This window comes from Stenotrophomonas sp. 80084_Sma, assembly GCF_056481995.1.
Map to the genome: position 1 here is coordinate 3,591,742 of NZ_CM151177.1, position 19,334 is coordinate 3,611,075.

General features: G+C 67.8%; 16 protein-coding genes. 9 read left to right on the forward strand and 7 right to left on the reverse strand.

Going from position 1 to position 19,334, the window contains the following annotated elements; all coding sequences use genetic code 11:
* Window positions 1-3: 3 nt before the first annotated feature.
* Window positions 4-897 carry a methylisocitrate lyase gene (prpB, locus tag ACZK3W_RS16670; RefSeq protein ID WP_005418360.1) on the reverse strand — a complete coding sequence of 298 codons (894 nt, stop codon included), beginning with the start codon at window positions 895-897 and terminating at the stop codon, window positions 4-6.
* A 153-nt stretch (window positions 898-1,050) separates the two neighbouring features.
* Here prpB and prpR point away from each other — a divergent pair, with 153 nt between their 5' ends.
* Window positions 1,051-2,634, forward strand: coding sequence for a propionate catabolism operon regulatory protein PrpR (gene prpR / locus ACZK3W_RS16675; protein ID WP_197616312.1), 1,584 nt, complete (start codon window positions 1,051-1,053; stop codon window positions 2,632-2,634).
* A gap of 136 nt (window positions 2,635-2,770) precedes the next feature.
* On the opposite strand, the gene ACZK3W_RS16680 is transcribed toward prpR, so the two are convergent.
* The 3 genes from ACZK3W_RS16680 to pdxH all read right to left on the reverse strand — a co-directional run bounded on the left by ACZK3W_RS16680 (window position 2,771) and on the right by pdxH (window position 4,362).
* Window positions 2,771-3,232 (reverse strand): DoxX family protein, encoded by a 462-nt coding sequence (locus tag ACZK3W_RS16680; protein WP_197616310.1) that lies wholly within the window; start codon window positions 3,230-3,232, stop codon window positions 2,771-2,773.
* 161 nt (window positions 3,233-3,393) lie between these two features.
* On the reverse strand, window positions 3,394-3,753 hold the full coding sequence (locus ACZK3W_RS16685) for a YqfO family protein (protein WP_197616309.1): 360 nt from the start codon (window positions 3,751-3,753) through the stop codon (window positions 3,394-3,396).
* Window positions 3,754-3,762: 9 nt separating this feature from the next.
* Window positions 3,763-4,362, reverse strand: coding sequence for a pyridoxamine 5'-phosphate oxidase (gene pdxH / locus ACZK3W_RS16690; protein ID WP_032127805.1), 600 nt, complete (start codon window positions 4,360-4,362; stop codon window positions 3,763-3,765).
* 40 nt (window positions 4,363-4,402) lie between these two features.
* Here pdxH and ACZK3W_RS16695 point away from each other — a divergent pair, with 40 nt between their 5' ends.
* A complete protein-coding gene (locus ACZK3W_RS16695) occupies window positions 4,403-5,230 on the forward strand; it encodes a kinase (protein WP_180838643.1) in 828 nt (275 codons plus the stop codon).
* A 6-nt stretch (window positions 5,231-5,236) separates the two neighbouring features.
* Here the strand turns inward: ACZK3W_RS16695 and ACZK3W_RS16700 are convergent, their stop codons facing one another.
* Entirely contained in the window at window positions 5,237-5,440 is a 204-nt protein-coding gene (locus ACZK3W_RS16700) for a dodecin family protein (RefSeq protein ID WP_005410663.1), read from the reverse strand.
* A 98-nt stretch (window positions 5,441-5,538) separates the two neighbouring features.
* Between ACZK3W_RS16700 and ACZK3W_RS16705 the strand changes: the two genes are divergently transcribed.
* The 5 genes from ACZK3W_RS16705 to mdtD all read left to right on the forward strand — a co-directional run bounded on the left by ACZK3W_RS16705 (window position 5,539) and on the right by mdtD (window position 10,108).
* Window positions 5,539-6,081 (forward strand): shikimate kinase, encoded by a 543-nt coding sequence (locus ACZK3W_RS16705; protein ID WP_032127802.1) that lies wholly within the window; start codon window positions 5,539-5,541, stop codon window positions 6,079-6,081.
* Window positions 6,078-7,190: a 3-dehydroquinate synthase gene (gene aroB, locus ACZK3W_RS16710; RefSeq protein ID WP_197631861.1), complete on the forward strand. Its 1,113-nt coding sequence runs from the start codon at window positions 6,078-6,080 to the stop codon at window positions 7,188-7,190. Before ACZK3W_RS16705 ends, aroB begins: the two co-directional genes overlap by 4 nt.
* A gap of 67 nt (window positions 7,191-7,257) precedes the next feature.
* Entirely contained in the window at window positions 7,258-7,497 is a 240-nt protein-coding gene (locus ACZK3W_RS16715) for a WGR domain-containing protein (RefSeq protein WP_032127800.1), read from the forward strand.
* Between the two features lie 26 nt (window positions 7,498-7,523).
* Window positions 7,524-8,606, forward strand: coding sequence for a uroporphyrinogen decarboxylase (hemE, locus tag ACZK3W_RS16720; protein WP_032127799.1), 1,083 nt, complete (start codon window positions 7,524-7,526; stop codon window positions 8,604-8,606).
* A 92-nt stretch (window positions 8,607-8,698) separates the two neighbouring features.
* Window positions 8,699-10,108, forward strand: coding sequence for a multidrug transporter subunit MdtD (mdtD, locus tag ACZK3W_RS16725; RefSeq protein WP_010482759.1), 1,410 nt, complete (start codon window positions 8,699-8,701; stop codon window positions 10,106-10,108).
* Between the two features lie 671 nt (window positions 10,109-10,779).
* Here the strand turns inward: mdtD and ACZK3W_RS16730 are convergent.
* Window positions 10,780-14,307 (reverse strand): hybrid sensor histidine kinase/response regulator, encoded by a 3,528-nt coding sequence (locus ACZK3W_RS16730; protein ID WP_478450127.1) that lies wholly within the window; start codon window positions 14,305-14,307, stop codon window positions 10,780-10,782.
* 96 nt (window positions 14,308-14,403) lie between these two features.
* Window positions 14,404-17,949, reverse strand: coding sequence for a hybrid sensor histidine kinase/response regulator (locus ACZK3W_RS16735; RefSeq protein ID WP_197617342.1), 3,546 nt, complete (start codon window positions 17,947-17,949; stop codon window positions 14,404-14,406).
* Window positions 17,950-18,115: 166 nt separating this feature from the next.
* Between ACZK3W_RS16735 and ACZK3W_RS16740 the strand changes: the two genes are divergently transcribed.
* Together ACZK3W_RS16740 and ACZK3W_RS16745 are read left to right on the forward strand one after the other, a co-directional pair.
* Window positions 18,116-18,748, forward strand: coding sequence for a YceI family protein (locus ACZK3W_RS16740; RefSeq protein WP_032127796.1), 633 nt, complete (start codon window positions 18,116-18,118; stop codon window positions 18,746-18,748).
* 10 nt (window positions 18,749-18,758) lie between these two features.
* Window positions 18,759-19,331 carry a cytochrome b gene (locus tag ACZK3W_RS16745; protein ID WP_005410672.1) on the forward strand — a complete coding sequence of 191 codons (573 nt, stop codon included), beginning with the start codon at window positions 18,759-18,761 and terminating at the stop codon, window positions 19,329-19,331.
* Window positions 19,332-19,334: the final 3 nt, after the last annotated feature.

Genomic DNA, 19,334 nt, shown 5'->3' on the forward strand with positions numbered 1-19,334 from the left:
TGCTTATTTCTTGGCGGCGAACAGTGCATCGAGCTGCTGCTCGAAGGCGTGGTAGCCGATGCGGTCGTAGAGTTCTTCGCGGGTCTGCATGGTTTCCACCACGTTGCGCTGGTGGCCATCGCGGCGCACCGCCTGGTAGACGTTCTCGGCGGCCTTGTTGGCGGCACGGAACGCCGACAGCGGGAACAGCTGGATGGCGACGCCGGCCGAGGCCAGTTCATCACGGCTGAACAGCGGGGTGGCACCGAATTCGGTGATGTTGGCCAGCACCGGCACCTTCACCGCGTCGACGAAGCGGCGGTAGGTATCCAGGTCGTAGGCAGCCTCGGCGAAGATGCCATCGGCACCGGCCTCGACACAGGCGATGGCGCGCTCGATGGCCTTGTCCACGCCGTCCACCTGGATGGCATCGGTGCGGGCGATCAGGAAGAAGTCCGGATCGGTCTTGGCATCGGCGGCCGCCTTCACGCGGTCGACCATTTCACCCTGCGAGACGATCTCCTTGCCCGGGCGGTGACCGCAGCGCTTGGCGCCGACCTGGTCCTCGATGTGGCAGGCGGCCGCGCCGGCCTTGATCAGCGACTTCACGGTGCGCGCGATGTTGAACGCGCTCGGGCCAAAGCCGGTGTCGATGTCGACCATCAGCGGCAGATCGCAGACATCGGTGATGCGGCGCACGTCCACCAGCACGTCTTCCAGGGTATTGATGCCCAGGTCCGGCAGGCCCAGCGAGCCCGCAGCAACGCCGCCGCCGGACAGGTAGATGGCACGGAAGCCGGCGCGCTTGGCCAGCAGGGCGTGGTTGGCGTTGATTGCGCCGATCACCTGCAGCGGCGATTCGGCAGCCAGCGCCTCACGGAAGCGGGCACCGGCAGAGAAAGGGGCGGAAGCAGTCATGCGGCAATCCAGGTTGAAGAACGGATGGGTAGGCGCAAGCACCATGCCAAGCTGCAAGCGATTGATTTCACGGGGATGACCGACACGCAGCCGCGAAACAAATGAAACATTGAAACAGATGTATCATGAAACATTCCGTCTGAACCCGCCGCCATGTACCTGCCCCGCTCGCCCCTGCGCCATGCCGATGCCGACCCCGGCCGACCGGTGATCTGGACGGTCAGCGTCTCGCGGCTGACCGGCCTGCTCGGCGACGTCATTCCCGAGTTCGACCGCCGCGCGCGCATCGAACAGATCAACCTCGGCTTCGAGGAAGCGGTGGATGTGATCGGCCAGCGCCTGCGTCGCGAGCACTGCGATGTGGTGATCGCGGGTGGCTCCAACGCCGCCTGGCTGCGCGGCCGGCTGGAGCTGCCGCTGGTGCCGATCCAGGCCAACGGCTTCGATCTGATGGAAGCACTGGCGCGCGCGCGACGCATCGCCAGCCGCATCGGCCTGGTCACCCACGCCAGCGACGTGCCGGTGTTCAGCAACTTCCAGCAGAGTTTCGGCCTGGATATCGAGCATCGCCGTTTCGTCACCCGCGAGGACGCACGCGACTGCATCGCCGACCTGCGCGCCAACGGCATCGAAGTGATCGTCGGCACCGGCATGGCCATCGACCACGCCGAACAGGCCGGCCTGCCCGGCGTGCTGCTGTACTCCGCCGACTCGGTGCGGCAGGCGTTCGAACATGCGCTGGAACTGACCCAGACCCTGGCACGTTCCGGCAGCAACCGCCCTGCCCCACGCCGGCGCCCCGCAGCGCGTGCCGATGCGCATGAACTGCTCGGCGACAGCGATGCGATGGCGCAGGTGCGCGCGCAGATCGCGCTCTACGCCCCGCATGACAGCACCGTGCTGGTCACCGGCGAAACCGGCACCGGCAAGGAACTGGTTGCGCGCCAGCTACACGCGGCCAGCGGCCGTCGAGGCCGCTTCGTCGCGTTGAACTGCGGCGCGATCAGCGAATCGCTGCTGGAAGCGGAGCTGTTCGGCTACAGCGATGGGGCCTTCACCGGCGCACGCCGTGGCGGCCGTGTCGGCCTGGTCGAAGCCGCAGACGGCGGGACGCTGTTCCTGGACGAAATCGGCGAACTGCCGCTACCGCTGCAGACCCGCCTGCTGCGGGTGCTGGAAGAACGTGAGGTCCTGCGCGTGGGCGCCACCGAACCGACCCCGGTGGACCTGCGCGTGGTGGCCGCGACACTGCAATCACTGGAACAGCGCGCGGCAGCCGGCAGCTTCCGCCGCGACCTGTACTACCGCCTGGCCGCGTTGCGTATCGCCCTGCCCTCGCTGCGTGCGCGGCGCGCGGATATCCCCTTGCTGGCACAGCACTTCTTCCGCCAGCTGCGCGGCATCGATGCGCCACTGGATGAGCATGCACTGGCGGTACTGACCACCGCGGAGTGGCCCGGCAACGTGCGCGAACTGCGCAATCTCATTGATCGTCTGCGCATCCACTGGCAGCCGGGCGAAGGGCTGATCGATGCGGCGCGACTGCTGCGGCTGGCGCCCGAACTGGTGAACGAGGGCGTTGCAGCATTGCCGGTGGAAAGCAACGGCAAGCGCCCGCCGCGTGCGCAGTTGGAAACGCTGTTGCAGGAACACCGCAATGACCGCGAGGGGATGGCGCAGGCGCTGGGCGTATCACGCACCACGCTATGGCGCTGGCTGCGCGCGGAGGGGTTGTAACCACTCGTTGCCTGGTGGGTGCGAACCTTGGTTCGCACCGCTCTTCCGTCAAGCATCTCATCCACGCATGGCGTGGATTTACCGGAACACACCAAATGCTACAGACGCGCTCCGGCTGCGCGCGGACGACGAGCGCTCAGCGTGCCCAGCGCGCTTCGATGGCGAACCGTCCACTCCCCACTGCAGCAGTCCACAACAGCAGCACACCTAGCGGCACTTCACTCAGATAGAAGAACCAGCTCAGCCAATCCGGCACGCTCAGTCCCGCAGGAATGCGCGCTATGCCATCGGTAAGCGCCGCCACCGCACAGATCGCCGCCAGCAGCAGGGCCGAGGGCCGGCTGAGCAGGCCCAGCACCAGCAGGCCGCCCGCAATCCATTCAATGCCGCCCAGCACCGGCGCACTGAACACCGGGAACGGAATCCCCGTATCGACCAGCGTATGCACCATGCGCTCGCGCCCCGCGTCGGTGAACACCTTGTTCCAGCCGGAGACGCAGAACATCACACCGGCGACGATGCGGGCAAGCAGCAGCAGGTAAGCCTCCACGCCACAACGCGGTGATGGCACGGCAAACAGGCAACGCCAGGAGGGCATGGCGACTCCGGAAATCGAGGGCATTCGTCGGAGTGTGCCGGTTGCTGACCTGCTCGCAGATGAAGCTGACCAGTCCGTTCGCGACAGCCTGCTCTTGTAGAGTCGAGCCATGCTCGACTGCCTTGCGCGCCAGAGCACCCGCAGTCGAGCATGGCTCGACTCTACAAAGAGCGTGCGTCAGTAAGCAGCAGCTCGATTTCCTCCACCTGCACCACCGGCACCTGCCACGGGTGATGCGGCACGATGCCCTGTTCGAAGATGCGCTGCAGCCGCTGCGGATTCCGAGGCAGGCAGAATTCCAGGCGCACGCTGTCGACCACTTCGGTGCGGCCCGCCTCACCCTGCACGGGCGACGCACCCACGCGCGGGCGGAACTGCTCGAACCCCGGCGCCGACCACCACATCCCGTGCTCGTAGTCGCCGGCCGCCAGCGCGTCCACCGCGAGGATGCCCTGCTTCACTGCATCCAGTGCTGCCGACGGCACGAACACCACCACACGGTACAGCGGCAGGCGTTGCATCAGGTTGCCTTACGGATACAGCAGGCGCTTGCTCCAGCGCCCTTCGGCACCGGCTTCATAGCACCAGCGTTCGTGCAGGCGGAACTGCGCGCCGTACCAGAACTCGATGCGGTCGGGTACCACGCGCAGGCCGCTCCAGCCGTCCGGGCGCGGCACGTCCTTGCCTTCGAAGCGGGCTTCGATCTCGGCCACGCGCGCGTCGAATTCCTCGCGCGTCGCCAGCGTCTTCGACTGCTGCGAGGCCCAGGCGCCGATCTGGCTCATGCGCGGGCGGCTGGCGAAATAGGCGTCGGCTTCAGCATCGGCAACCTGCTCGACACGGCCTTCGATGCGCACCTGGATACCCGCCTCGCGCAGGCTGCGCCACAGGAACAACAGCGCGGCCTGCGGATTGGCCTGCAGCTCCTGGCCCTTGTGGCTGTCCAGGTGGGTATAGAAGACGAAGCCACGCTCGTCGAAGGCCTTCAGCAGCACGGTACGCGCCGAGGGACGGCCCTGCGTATCGGCGGTGGCCACGGTCATCGCATTCGGCTCGACCTCGCGGCTCTGCTTGGCCTCGTCGAACAGGCCGGCAAACGTGGACAGGGCTTCGGCGTACAGGTCGCTCATGATTGCGTTCTTCTCACACGGATTGGGCTATTGTGGCTGCATGGCCGCTGCTGCGTATATGCCCCAGGTGAAAGGATTCCCCGAAACATTGGCCGAACAGGCGCTGGATGATGCGCTGGGCAGCGGTGCAGCGATTCCAGTATTGGCGATCAGCGGCCTGCAGGGGAGCGGCAAATCGACGCTGGCCGCGCAGGTGGTGGCGCGCGCCCAGGCACGCGGCCTGAACGCGGCCACGCTGTCGATCGATGACGTCTACCTCACCCGTGCGCAGCGCCAGCGACTGGCCCGCCAGGTGCATCCGCTGCTGATCACCCGCGGCCCGCCCGGCACCCACGACCTGCCGCTGGCCCATGCCGTGCTGGACGCCGTGGCCACACGCCAGCCCTTCGCGATGCCACGCTTCGACAAGCTGGCCGATGAACGCCTGCCCGAGGCTCAGTGGCCGCAGCTGCAGCAGCCATTGGACCTGCTGGTGTTCGAAGGCTGGTTCCTCGGCACACCGGCGCAGGATGACAACGCACTGGACAGCCCGCTGAACGCACTGGAGCGCGAGGCCGACGCCGATGGCCGTTGGCGCCGCTGGTGCAACCAGGCGCTGGCCCGCGACTACCCGGCGTTGTGGCAGCGCTGCGACCGCCTGTGGTTCCTGCAGCCGCCGGATTTCTCGGTGGTACCACGCTGGCGCTGGCAGCAGGAGCAGAACCTGCAGGCCGCGCAGCCGGGCCGGCACGGCATGAGCCGGCCTCAGCTGGAGCGCTTCGTGCAGTACTACGAGCGGGTCAGCCGGCAGGCACTGCACGCCCTGCCCGCCCTGGCCGACCACGTGGTGGTGCTGGACGGCCAGCGCCAGGTGCAGGACGTGCGCTGAGCACGCCTATTCCACCAGGAAGGTCACCCGCAGGTTGACCCGCCATTCGGTGATCTCGCCACTGCCGTTGGTGACCACCTTGGTCTCGTTCACCCAGGCGCCCTGGATGCCCTTGACCGTCTCGGAGACCTTCTTCAGACCGCTGCGCACGGCGTCCTCCACGCTCTTCGGCGAGGAGGCGGTGATTTCGATGACCTTGGCGACCGTCATGGCCTGTACTCCGGCTGGCGCGGGAGACCCCGCAGGAACGCCTACCCTGACGTGAAGAACGTAAAGGCAAGGGCACGGAGGTGTTAGCATCAGAGGGCATGAATCCTGCTCCGAACCTGATCCTGATCGGCCCGATGGGCGCCGGCAAAACCTGCATCGGCCGCCGCCTGGCCGAGCGCTTCACGCTGGACTTCGTCGATGTCGACCAGGCCATCGTAGATGCCGCCGGCGCCAGCATCCCGACCATCTTCGAGCACTCGGGTGAAACCGGCTTCCGCAGCCATGAGCGCGAAGCCTTGGCCCGTGTGCTGGAAGGCCGCGGCCAGCTGGTCTCCACCGGTGGCGGCGCCGTACTGGATCCGGACAACCGTGCGCTGATCGCCCAGCGCGGCTTCGTGGTCTACCTGCGGGTCAGCGTGGCCGCGCAGCTGGAACGCCTGGCCCGCGACAAAGGCAGGCCACTGCTGCAGCGCCCGGACCGCGAGCAGGTGCTGCACGATCTGGCTGCTCACCGCGACCCGCTGTACCGCGAACTGGCCGACCTCACCCTTGATACCGACCCGTATACCGCTGCCGACGCGACCGCCCACCTGGTGGTCAAGCTGGCCACGCAATGGCAGCGCCAGGACCTGACCGCATGACTTCCCCCGCCCTGCTGCAGGTCGCCGTTGGCGGCGACCGCCCCTACTCCATCACCATCGGCGCTGGTGCCCAGACCGACGGCACCGCGTTGGCCTCGCATGTGCGCGGCCGCCACGTGCTGCTGCTCAGCGACAACGAAGTGGCTCCGCGCTACCTGGCAGCCGTGAAGCAGACGCTGCTGGCCGCACGCCCCGACCTGATCGTCGGCGAGCACGTGCTGGCCGCCGGCGAAGCCTCCAAGACCCTGGCCGAATTCGGCCGCGCGATCGAAGCGCTGGCCGCGCTCGGCGCCACCCGGGATGCCTGCGTGTTCGCCCTCGGTGGCGGCGTGGTCGGTGATCTCGCCGGTTTTGCCGCGGCCTGCTGGATGCGCGGCGTGGATTGCGTGCAGCTTCCGACCACCCTGTTGGCGATGGTCGATTCGTCGGTGGGCGGCAAGACCGCGGTCGACATTCCGGCCGGCAAGAACCTGGTCGGCGCATTCCATCCGCCGCGCGCGGTCATTGCCGATACCCGCGTGCTGGCCACCCTGCCACCGCGCGAGCTGCGCGCCGGCCTGGCCGAAGTGGTGAAGTACGGCGCGCTGGGCGACGCGGTGTTCTTCGAATGGCTGCAGCAGCATGCCGATGCACTGCTGGCCGGCGAGGATGCGGTACTGTCCGAAGCCATCGCGCGCAGCTGCCGGCACAAGGCCGCCATCGTCGAGCGTGATCCGTTCGAGAAGGGCGAGCGTGCCCTGCTCAACCTCGGCCATACCTTCGGCCATGCCATCGAGACCGAACAGGGCTACTCGGCCCCGGGCCGCGATGCACTGAACCACGGCGAAGCGGTGGCGGTGGGCATGGTGCTGGCGGCAAAACTGTCCACCGACCTCGGCCTGGCCGACGATGCCGACCGCGCGCGCCTGCAGGCGCTGCTGGAGCGCCTGGGCCTGCCGGTGACGATTCCCGCAGGACTGGACCCGCAGGCCCTGCTCGGCCGCATGCGGCTGGACAAGAAGAACGTGGCCGGCCGCCTGCGCCTGGTGCTGTGGCGCGGCATGGGCCGCGCCGAAGTGGTGCCGGACGTGGATGAGGCGGCGGTGCTGAAGGTGCTGTCGGCCCGGTAGTGCCGGCCAGCGGCCGGCACGACCGCGTTGCGGCCGGGGTCACCCTGGCCCCGCTACAATCGGCGCCATGCACGTCTACCTGCAACATCCCGACGCCGGTGCGCAGGCACCGCGCTTCCTGCGCCTGAGCCTGCAGCCGGATCTGTTCGGCGGCTGGGAACTGCTGCGCGAGAGCGGCCGCGTCGGCAGCCGCTCGCAGCTGCGGCGCGAGCTGTTCCTGCAGGCCGACGAAGCCCGCCATGCCTTCGAGAAGGCCCGCGATGCCGAACTGCATCGCGGTTTCCAGATCCTCTCGCACGGCGACTGACGCCGCTGCCAACTTTCGTCCAAGGAATGCCCATCGTGACCAGCCCTCTCCGCAACGATCGCCTGCTGCGCGCCCTGCGCCGCGAACCGGTGGACTGCACCCCCGTCTGGCTGATGCGCCAGGCCGGACGCTACCTGCCGGAATACCGCGCGACCCGGGCCAAGGCCGGCAGCTTCCTGGCCATGGCCAAGAATCCGGAGATTGCCTGCGAGGTCACCCTGCAGCCGCTGCGCCGCTTCCCGCTGGATGCGGCCATCCTGTTCTCGGACATCCTCACCATTCCCGATGCGATGGGCCTGGAGCTGTACTTCGTCGAAGGCGAAGGCCCGAAGTTCCGCCACCCGGTGCGTGATGAAGCCGCCATCGCCAGGCTGGCGGTGCCGGACATGGAACAGGACCTGGGCTACGTGATGGACGCGGTGCGCCTGATCCGCCGTGAGCTGGACGGCCAGGTGCCGCTGATCGGTTTCTCCGGCAGCCCGTGGACGCTGGCCTGCTACATGGTGGAAGGCGGCGGCAGCAAGGACTTCGCGCGGATCAAGGCGATGGCACTGAACCATCCGCAGGCCCTGCACCGCCTGCTGGAGGTCACCACCGAGGCGGTGATCGCCTATCTCGGCGCGCAGCGCGCGGCCGGTGCACAGGCACTGCAGGTGTTCGACACCTGGGGCGGCGTGCTGTCGCCGTCGATGTACCGCGAGTTCTCGCTGCGCTACCTGCAGCGCATCGCCGAGGGCCTGGAGCGCGGCGAAGGCAACGAGCGCACCCCGCTGATCCTGTTCGGCAAGGGCACCGGCCTGCATCTGGAAGCGCTGTCGCAGACCGGTGCCGATGCGCTGGGCCTGGACTGGACGCTGGATCTGGACGAGGCGATGCGCCGCACCGGCGGCCGCGTCGCCCTGCAGGGCAACCTCGACCCGACCACGCTGTACGCCTCGCCGGATGCGATCGCCGCCGCAGCAGCACGCGTGCTCGACACCTATGCCGCCGGCAATGGCGGCTCGCGCGAGGGCCATGTGTTCAACCTCGGCCACGGCATGTCGCCGGACATGGACCCGGCGCACGTGCAGGTGCTGGTCGACGCGGTGCACGCGCACAGCCAGCGCTGAGCATTGCGCATGCGGTTGCGGCGCGATGTTGATCGCGCCGTGACCCGCAGTGCGCGATCATGACGTCCCCCACGCTGCACCGGCCACACCCCATGTCCACATCGCCATCGACCTACAACCGCCAGCGCCCCCTGCTGTGGCTGGTTTCGTTGGCGATCTTCATGCAGATGCTGGACTCGACCATCGTCAACACGGCCTTGCCGGCGATGGCGGCCAGCCTGGGAGAAAGCCCGCTGCAGATGCAGTCGGTGGTGTTCAGCTACGCGCTGGCGGTGGCCACTTTCATCCCCGCCTCCGGCTGGATTGCCGACCGCTACGGCACGCGTCGTACCTTCCTGGTAGCGATCATCCTGTTCACCCTCGGCTCGCTGGCCTGCGCGCTGGCCCAGCACCTGCACCAGCTGGTTGGGGCACGTGTGCTGCAGGGTATCGGCGGTGCGATGCTGCTGCCGGTCGGCCGCCTGGCAGTGATGCGTTCGGTGCCACGCGAGGACTTCCTGCGCGCGATGAGCTTCATCGCCATCCCCGCGCTGGTCGGCCCGTTGATCGGCCCGACGTTGGGTGGCTGGCTGGTCGAGATCGCGTCGTGGCACTGGGTGTTCCTGATCAACCTGCCGATCGGCGTGATCGGTTTCATCGCCGCGATGAAGATCATGCCCGACCACTACGCCAGCCATCGCACCCGTTTCGACCTGCGCGGCTACATCATGCTGGCCTTTGCGATGGTGGTGCTGTCGCTGGCGCTGGACGGCATCTCCGGGCTCGGAACGCCACATGCGCTGGTGATGCTGATGACCGTGGCCGGCCTGGCCGCACTGGTCGGTTACTGGCTGCATGCCGCCAACTCCACCGCGCCGTTGTTCTCGCTGGCCCTGTTCCGCGTGCCCAGCTACCGCATCGGCATCCTTGGCAACCTGTTCTCGCGCATCGGCAGCAGCGCCATGCCGATGCTGATCCCGTTGCTGCTGCAGGTCGGCCTGGGCCTTGGCCCGATGAACGCCGGCCTGATGATGGTGCCGGTGGCGGCGGCCGGCATGGTGTCGAAGAAGCTGGCGGTGAAGCTGGTCGAGCGCTACGGCTACCGCCGCGTGTTGATGGTCAACACCGTGCTGGTGGGCCTGGCGATGGCCAGCTTCATCCTGATGACACCCGGCCAGCACCTGGCCTGGCGCCTGCTGCAGCTGGCGTTCTTCGGCGCGGTCAATTCACTGCAGTTCACCGTGATGAACACCGTGACGCTGCGGGATCTGGACCGCGAGTTCGCCAGTTCCGGCAACAGCCTGCTGTCGATGGTGATGATGCTCGCCGCCGGTTTCGGTGCCGCGGCGGCCGGCAGCCTGCTGGCCGCGTTCGGCAATCACCTGGACAGCAACAGCGCCACCGCGGCACTGCATGCGACGTTCCTGTGCGTGGGCGCGATCACCCTGACCTCGACGATGATCTTCTGGCAGCTGCCCGACACCAAGCCGGAGCCACGGCAGGTCGAGCACGTCGCGGAGTGAGGGGGTTCGGCAGGGCTGCGCCCTGCACCCGCTAGAAGCCGCAGCAACAGCAAAAACCGGCTCTGTGAATGCTGTGCGCTGGGCGGTGCGGTGTGGGGCTTCAGGACACGCCGTAAACCCATCCTTGGGGGCTCGATGGCGCCATCCATGGCGCCAACGGTCCTGCAGCCCCACACCGCCCCACCCCCGACAGTTTCCCGGTGACGGTAAGTAGATCCACGCCATGCGTGGATGAAACTTCATCGAAATCGAATATTTCGATATCGGAAAGATCTGAGCCGAGCATGGCTCGGCTCTACAGAAAGCAACTGTCGGCACCTCGCGAGAATCTGTCGAAGGCGGGGTGGGTCCGGTTGCGGGGGCGTGAGCCGCATGGGCCCGAGGCATGCCTCGGGCGAGTTGGGCAGGAGGCCCAACCCCGGTCTTGCCGTGTGCGCAGGACAGCGCACACGAGCAAGCGGCGACCGAGCTTACATGGGTGAGGGCGCTTTGCTTGCGAAGCATTGCTTCGCAAGCGCCCGAACGCACAGCCGCCAGCGGCTGGGCCGGGCCCCGGAGGGGGACTTGCAGCGTCCCCCGCAACCGGACCCACCCCGCCATCCCACGGATTGCACGCTTTTGACGTTGACGTTGCTTCTGCAGGTGCAGGGCTGCAAGCCCTGCAATAATCCCTACCTTCCCATCACCCGGGCAATCGCTTCCACCAGCAGTTCCCCGGTCACCGGCTTGCGCAGGAAGCCACCGATGCCGGCCGCCTCCACCTGCTGCTGCAGGTCCGGGTCAGTACGCGCGGTCACCGCCAGCAGCGGCAGCATGTAGCCCTGGTTGCGCAGATGCTGGGCCAGCTCGAAGCCGCTCAGGCCCGGCAGGTCGAGATCCAGCAGGCCGACGTCGAAATCACCGGCACTGATCTCACGCAGTGCCGCCAGCGCATGGCCCGCATGTACCACCTCGTGCCCGCGCGCACTCAGCAGCCCGCGCACTACATCGGCCACAGTCGCGTCGTCCTCCACCAGCAGTACCCGCAATGGCGGCATGTTGGCCGCGTCCTCGCGGTGCGTTTCACCATCTGCTTCGGCATCGGCATCGACCACCATCGGCAACGGCAACGTCACGCCGAAGCAGGTGCCGCGACCGAGCTGGCTCTCCACCTGGATCCGCCCTTGCATCGCATGCGCCAGTTCGCGGCAGATCGCCAGGCCCAGTCCACTGCCGCCGTACTGCGCCGCGGTACGTGCACCATCGGCCTGCTCGAAGCGGCGGAACAGGCGTTGCTGTTGCTCCTGGCTGATGCCGGGGCCGGTGTCGCGCACTTCGAAATGCAGAGATCGCAGCTCGGCGTCGCTGCGCGCGTGCAGGGTGATGGTGCCGCGGCTGGTGAACTTGACCGCATTCGAGAGCAGGTTCAGCAGGATCTGCCGTACCCGCATCGCGTCGCCGGTGGCCTGCAGGCCGGGCGGCAACTGGTTGTCGAGGGTGAAGCGCAGGCCCTTCTGTGCAGCCAACGGGCCCATCAGCGCCGCCAGGTCCTGCAGCAGGCAGCTCAGCGCGAACGGCTTGGACTGCAACTCCAGACGGCCGGATTCGATCCGCGCCAGGTCCAGCGCATCGTTGACCAGATGCAGCAGGTGCTCGCCGGCGTGGCGGATTGATTGTGTATAGCCGCGCTGCTGCGGATCCAGCGGTGAGGACAGCAGCAGCTCACTCATGCCGAGCACACCGGTCATCGGCGTGCGGATCTCATGACCAAGGTTGGCCAGGAAGCGGGTCTTGGCCGCCGACGCCTGCTCGGCCAGCTCCTGCTTGTGCAGCGCCAGCTGATAGGCGTGGCGACGCTGCAGGCGCCGACGGTACAGCCAGGCGAACCAGCTGGTCAGCAGCAGCGCGAACGAGGCCAGCACCAGCAGGCCGGGCAGGCTGCGCCACCACGGTGGCTGCACGCGGAATTCCAGGCTCTGCACCCGTGACCAGACATGGTCGGCCGACCGCGCCTGCACTTCCAGCCGATAGCTGCCCGGTGCCAGCCGCGAGAACAGGCGCTCACCGGCCGGTCCCACTTCCACCCAGTCCGGGTCATAGCCGGCCAACCGGTAACGATAGGTATTGGACGCCGAATCGGCGAACGACAACAGGCGCGCGACGATGCGCAGATCGCGGTCGCCATCGGCGATCTGCAACGGCGTGTCGTGGGTGAGGTCCAGCACCTGCTCGTTGCGACGCACCTCCACCCGCTCGATCACCAGCGGCGCACGCCGCATCGAGGGCCGCACCTGCTCCGGGTCGAACACCACCACACCGGCCGGCGTACCCGCCACCAGATGGCCGTCTCCCGACATCACCAGCGTGTGCTCGCGGAATTCCTGGCTCGGCAGGCCGTCATGCACGCCATACAGGCGCACGCTCTGGCCATCGGCGCCGATGCGCACCAGGCCACGCGCGCTGGTTGCCCACGCCACCCCCTGTGCATCGACCACCAGCCCCGAAGCGGAGATCGCCGGGTAGCCCTGCTCGGCACCGATCACGGCCTGCCGCTCCAGCCGGCCCTGGCTCCAGCGGTAGCGCGACAGGCGGCCATCCTCGGACAGCCAGACCTGGCCATCGCTGCCCACGTGCAGTGCATGGATCGCGGTCGCCGGTGCGCCCGGCACCGGCTGGAAGCGCTCGCTTTCCGGCAGCCACTGCAGCAGGCCTCGGCTGCTGGCCAGCCAGATATGGTCCTGCGGCCCGCATTCCACATCGAGATTGAGCTGGCCCTGCTGCAATCCGCGCTGGCCATTGTCCAGCTGGCGCCGCAGGCGCCCATCCAGATCGCGCTGCTGAAGACCCGACGGCAGCATCAGCCAGAGGCTGTCACCATCACAGGTCATCATCGATTCGATGACCCCTTCCATGGTCGCGTCGGCGCCGGCATCCCGGCCCCAGCGGCGCAGATCACGCCGCTTCGGGTCGTAGCGCAGCAGCGCGTCGTTGGAGCCGATCCAGACCTGGCCGCGGCGATCCTCGCGCACCGAGGTCAGCCAGTGCATGCCGTTGACCCAGGTGCGGTGCTGTTCGATGCGGCCGCTCTTCGGATCGAAGCGGTCCAGCGCGCCGTGGCTGCCGACCGTCCAGATGCCGCCGTTGCTGGATGGGCTGGTACCCAGCACGAAGGCATTGCGCAGCGAGCGCGGGTCGTCCTCCAGCCGCGACAGCACCGAGAACTGCCACCAGCGCGGCAGCAGGTGCCACAGGCCGGCGTTGGTGCTGGCCAGCCAGATGCCCCCCTCGCGATCCTCGTAGGCGCCGGTCCAGTTCGGGCGTACCGGGCCACGCGCCACCGCGCTGTACAGCGGCACGGCCTGGTACTGGCCATCGACCGCGCGGCCAAGGCCGGTGCGGGTGTCCAGCCAGTGCCCGCCCTGCTCGTCGCGCAGCATCATGCCCAGCACCTGTTCGCCTTCGGGCAGCTTCCAGGACGGTGCCTCGAAACGACCATCGGGACGACGCACGATGGCACCGGCCATCGTGCTGATCCAGAGGCTGCCATCGGGCTCGGCCGTCAGGCCATTGATCAGCAGGCTGGGAACGATGCCGGCACCAACCCGTTCAAAGTCCGTGCCGGTCCAGCGCGCGACACCATGCTTGGTGCCGATCCACAGGCTGCCATCGGCCAGGGTTGCCAGATAAGGCACCGATGCGGCCGGCAGGCTGCGTGGGTTGTTCGCTTCGGGCAGGAAGCGCTGCAGCCGGTCCTGGTTGTCCAGGCGGTACAGACCACCTTCGTGGGTGCCGAACCAGACCGAACCATCCGGCGTGGTGGCCAGGCTCCAGACCGTGTTGGTGCCCATCAACGGCTGGCTGCTGCGGTCGTAGAAATGCAGCTGGCGGCGATCGGCCGACATCCGTACCAGGCCCGCGTTCTCGGTGCCGATCCAGAGCTGGTTGCGGGCATCGACCAGCACCGTCCAGATGCGGTTGTCGCGCAGGCCGTCTTCCGAGCGCCAGATCCGGTAGTTGCGCCCGTCGTAGCGGGCCAGACCGTCGTTGGTGGCGATCCAGAGGTAACCGTAACGATCCTCGGCCATGCGGTTCACGGTATTGGACGGCAAGCCGTCGAACACCGTCACCTGGCGCGGGCTCGGTGGCACCGGCTGCGCCGCAGCGGGCGACAGGCAGCACAGGAGGACCAGCAGCAGCATCGCCGCCCGCAGATACACCACCGATTGCCTCCTCACGCTGCTTCTGATGATTCCCGCACTACGGGCGTCGGCATGGTAAACCGAAAGTCGCGCCGTTCACGCCCGGCACTGGCGCATTCAAAGGGCGGTTTGTCGTTTTGCGCGCGCCTGGGCAATGGCAGTCACCAGCATGTCACCGGTCACCGGCTTGCGCAGGAAGCCATCGAACCCGGCCGCCAGGACCTGGGTCTCGGCGTAGGCATCGGAGCGCGCGGTGACCGCCACCAGGGGGAGTTCATAGCCCATGGTACGCAGCTGGCGAGCGATGGCGGTGCCGTCCAGCGCGGGCAGATCGAGATCGAGCAGGCCCACGTCAAAACCATCGGTGGCAATCTCCGAAAGCGCGCCCAGGCCATGCAGCACGTGCACCACGTCGTGGCCACGGCCACGCAGCAGGCCGGCGATGACCTCGGCCACGGTCGCGTCATCTTCCACCAGCAGGATGCGCAGCGGCGGCAGCACCGGCAGCACCGGCGACTCGCCCGGCGCATTGGCGGCCTGCCGGATCCAGGGCAGCGGCAACCACACCCGGAATCGCGCGCCCTTGCCCGGCTGGCTGTCCACTTCGATGCGTCCGTTCATGGCCACGGCCAGCTCCTGGCAGATCGCCAGGCCCAAACCGCTGCCGCCATAGCGCGACGCGGTGCGCGGGCCGTCCGCCTGTTCGAAGCGATGGAACAGGCGGTCCTGCTGTTCGGCGTTGATGCCCGGGCCGGTGTCATGCACTTCGAAGCAGAGTCCGCCACCGTTCTCTTCCAGGCGCACGGCAAGGCCGACGTGCCCGCGCTCGGTGAACTTGATTGCATTGCCCAGCAGGTTGAGCAGGATCTGCCGCACGCGCATCTCGTCGCCGCTGACGCTGATCGGCCCCGGCGGATCGCCCCCACGCTGGAACCCCAGGTTGCGCTGCTTCGCCATCGGCTCCATCAACGCCTGCACCTGGTCGAGCAGGCCAGCCAGATCGAACGGGCGCAGGTCGAGCTCCAGCCGGCCTGCCTCGATGCGGGCCAGATCCAGTGCGTCATTGACCAGCCGCAGCAGGTGGCTGCCAGCCTGCTGGATCGAGCCTGCATAGCTGCGCTGCACCGCATCCAGCGGGGTGGCCAGCAGCAACTCGCTCATGCCGAGCACACCGGTCATCGGCGTGCGCACCTCATGGCCCAGCGTGGCCAGGAACCGGCTCTTGGCCTGGGAGGCCTGCTCTGCCAGTTGCTGCTTGTGCACGGTCAACTGCCATTGCTGGCGGCGGCGCAGGCGCGCACGGATCGACCACACCAGGATAAGCAGCAGCAGCGAGCCGATCAGCAGGTAGCCGAAGATCGCCATGCCGCTGCGCCACCAGGGTGGCAGCACCTTCACCTGCAACCGCTGTGAAGGCGTCCACGTGCCACTGGCCGTTGCCGCCTGGACTTCAATGACGTAGCTGCCGGTCGGCAGCCGCGACAGCGTGCGCTGGCCGTCACCGCCCTGCTCCACCCAGTTCTGGTCGTAGCCCTGCACCCGGAAGCGGTAACGGTTGCCCTGCGGATTGGCATAGGAAAGCAGTCGCGCATCGATCTGCAGATCACGATCATCCGGCCCCAGCAACAGCGTGCCGGTGGTCGGCAGCGGTTGCCAGCCACGGGCATCATCGCGCCGCACGCGGACCTCGGCGATCACCAGCGACGACGGCGGCAGCACCGCATCGGCAGCATTCACATCGAACACGACCAGGCCGGTCTGGGCCACCGCGAGCACGCGACCATCGGCATTCACCGCCGGCGGCCTGCTGGTGAACTCGGCGTCGGGCAGGCCATCGCGTTCGTTGAACTGCTGCAGGCGGCGCGTCTTCGGGTCCCACCGCAGCAGGCCACGTGGCGTGGTCGCCCACAGGCGGCCGTCTTCGGCCAGCGCCAGTCCGCCCATGCTGACCGAGGGCACGCCAGCACTGCCATCGATGCGCTGGATCAGGCGCAGGCTCATGCCATCCCATTGGTAGCGTTCCAGCGCGCCCTGCCGGGCCAGCCACAGCTGCTGCGGATCCACCCACACCAGATCGTAGATCAACCCGCGCGAAACGCCCGGCACCGCTTCGAAGCGCCCGGCCTGTTCACGCCAGATCCCCATGTCGCCCATCACCCAGGCCTTGCCCTGGGCATCAAAGCGGATCTGCTCGACAGGTGAATCGGCGGTCTTGCGGAGATCCTCCAGCGGGTAACTACGCAGCACGCGGCCATCGGCGCTGCGCTGCTGCAGGCCCAGGTTCATCACCGACAGCCAGACCGTGCCATCGGGGGCCTGCCGCATCAGATCGATGCGCTGGCGCAGATCGGCTCCCCCATCGATATGCCAATCGTGCAGTGCGCGGGTCGCCGGGTCGTACACGCTGATGCGGCCGGCACGCCCCAGCCACAGGCGCCCGTCCGGCCGCGGCAGCACCGACCACACCGCCCCGCTGCCGATCTCGCGATCGCTGGCCAGCAACTTCAGTACTCCCTGCGCGTCCAGCTGGTACACGCCATGCGCTGAGCCGACGTAGTAATTCCGGCCATCACTGGCTGCACTCAGCAGGTACTGGCTGTCCAGCGGCTTGCCGTCAAGCTGGTTCCAGATCGAAAACCGGCGCCAGTCCGGCGGCAGGTAGGCCAGGCCCTGGGTCAGCAGCGCAACCCACAATCCGCCCTCATGGTCCTGCATCAGATCAAGCACACCGCTCTGGGCAGTGAGGAAGCCACTGCCGCGGTCGCCGTCGAGCCGCCGCAGCATGCTGGCATCTCCACGCAACAGGCCATCGGAGGTGCCCGCCCAGTAACCGCCCTGGCGATCGGCCAGCACCAGTGCCGAACGCAGGCGCGCACTGTCGGCCCAGCGCGGACGGCTGACCCGGTCCTGCGCGTCGATACGGTAGAGGCCGTCATTCTGGCTGCCGGCCCAGATCGAGCCATCGGGGTCGCGGCTCAGGCGCAACACACTCAGCGCCCCCAGTTCGCGCGGCGCGACAGCCTCGAATCCAGTCCCGTTCCAGCGCGCAATGCCCGCCTCGGTGCCGATCCACAGTCGCCCCTGCGCGTCGACAAGGCTGCTGTAGATGGTATTGCTGGGCAACCCGCCAGGACGGGCCGGATCATGCTCGAAGAAGCGCAGGCTGCCGTCTTCACCGAAACGGCAGACGCCATGGCCACTGGTGCCGATCCACAGTGCATCCTCGGCGTAGGCCAGCGTCCAGAACTGGCTCATGCAGGGGCCGTTGACCGCATCGAAGGTCTTGAAGCGTTCGCGGTCGGCATCCAGCCGGGCCACGCCCTTGCCATTGATGCCGACCCAGACGCGGTCCAGGGGATCGACCAGCAGGGTCTCGATCTCGTTGCCGGGCAGCGAGCCCGGCTGCTCCGGATCATGTTCCCAGACCCGCAGGTTGCCGCCGTCATAGCGCACCAGGCCACCATCGGTGGCCGCCCAGATATGGCCCTGGCGGTCCTCGGCCAGCGCCAGCACCATGCGCGAGGGCATGCCTTCAGCTGCACCGAAACGGCGCAGGCGCGGTGTTTCCGCCATGTCGAGGGCCGTGGCCGCCGTGGCGAACGCCATCAGCAGCAGCCCCATTCCCGCGATGCCTCGGCACCACAGGCGCCAACCGCTCGTCATCCTGAACCCCCCTGTCCTGTCCCGATTGTCACACAGGGCCGGGTTCATGGCTGCAACAGCCTGTTTCCACCGGTGGACCCACCACGAACTGTTGCAGCCATGCACGCAACGTTGGCGGGGGGCTGTGCGTATGATCGCAACGTCCCCCTTCCGGAGCCCGCCATCGATGCGTCCCTGCCTGGCCCTGCTGCCGATGCTGCTCGCCACCGCCCCCGCCTGGGCGGATGCAGATACCTATCGCCTCGATCCGGTGCATACGCGTGTGCTGTTCACCATCGACCACGCGGGTTACTCGCAGGCGATGGGGACGGTCTCCGGCAGTGAGGGCCGCCTGCAGTTCGATCCCGACAACTGGCGCGAGGCCACACTGGATGTCGAGGTCCCCGTGTCGCGATTGGACCTAGGTGATGCCAAATGGAACCAGGCCACGCTGGCCCGCAGCCTTCTGGATGGCGAGCGTTTCCCGAAGGCACATTTCGTCTCCAGCCGGGTCGAACCGATCGATGCCAAGCGTGCGCACGTGATCGGTACCCTGACCCTGCGCGGCGTCAGCCAGGAAGTCACCCTGGACGTGACCCTCAACGCCATCAAGCGCTACCCCCTTCCCCCGTTCCGACGCACCGCCGGTTTTTCCGCCAGCACCACGCTGAGCCGGCGCGCGTTCGGCATCACCGCCTGGCCGGGCGTCATCGGTGATGCAGTACAGCTGAGGATCGAGGCTGAAGCCACCCTCGACCGCAGCGACGCCCCGGGAACTCCCGCTCCCGTTCCGCACTCCGACCCCAAGACGGCCCGCTAGAGGACCTTTCATGACCGCCAAGAACACCCCCGCCGCCTGGGGGAGTGTCAGCCAGATCCTGCATTGGTTGATCGCACTGCTGATCCTCGCCCTGGGCGTGGTCGGCCTGACCATGGGCGAACTGCCCAAGACGCCCAAGTACTTCTGGGTCTACACCGCACACAAGTCGATCGGCATCACCGTACTGGCGCTGGTGCTGTTCCGCCTCGGCTGGCGCCTGTACGCCGGCGCCCCCAAGCCGGTGCCGGGCGTGCCCAGCTGGCAGGAGCGCATCGCAAGCGCCACCCACGTGCTGTTGTATGTGCTGATGTTCGCCATCCCGCTGTCGGGCTGGCTGTACGACTCGGCCAGTGGCCTGCGCCCGTTCCGCTGGTTCGGCCTGGTTGATGTGCCCAAGCTGAGTGGCCCGGATCCGCAGGTCGTCGCGGTGTCCCACGCCATCCACGAATACGGCTTCTGGCTGTTGATCGCGGTGGTGCTGGCCCATGCCGGCGCTGCCTTCTACCACCACCTGTTCCAGCGCGATGCAACGCTGTCCCGCATGTTGCCGCGCGGCTGGCTCGCCTCCCCTCAGAAGGACTGACCG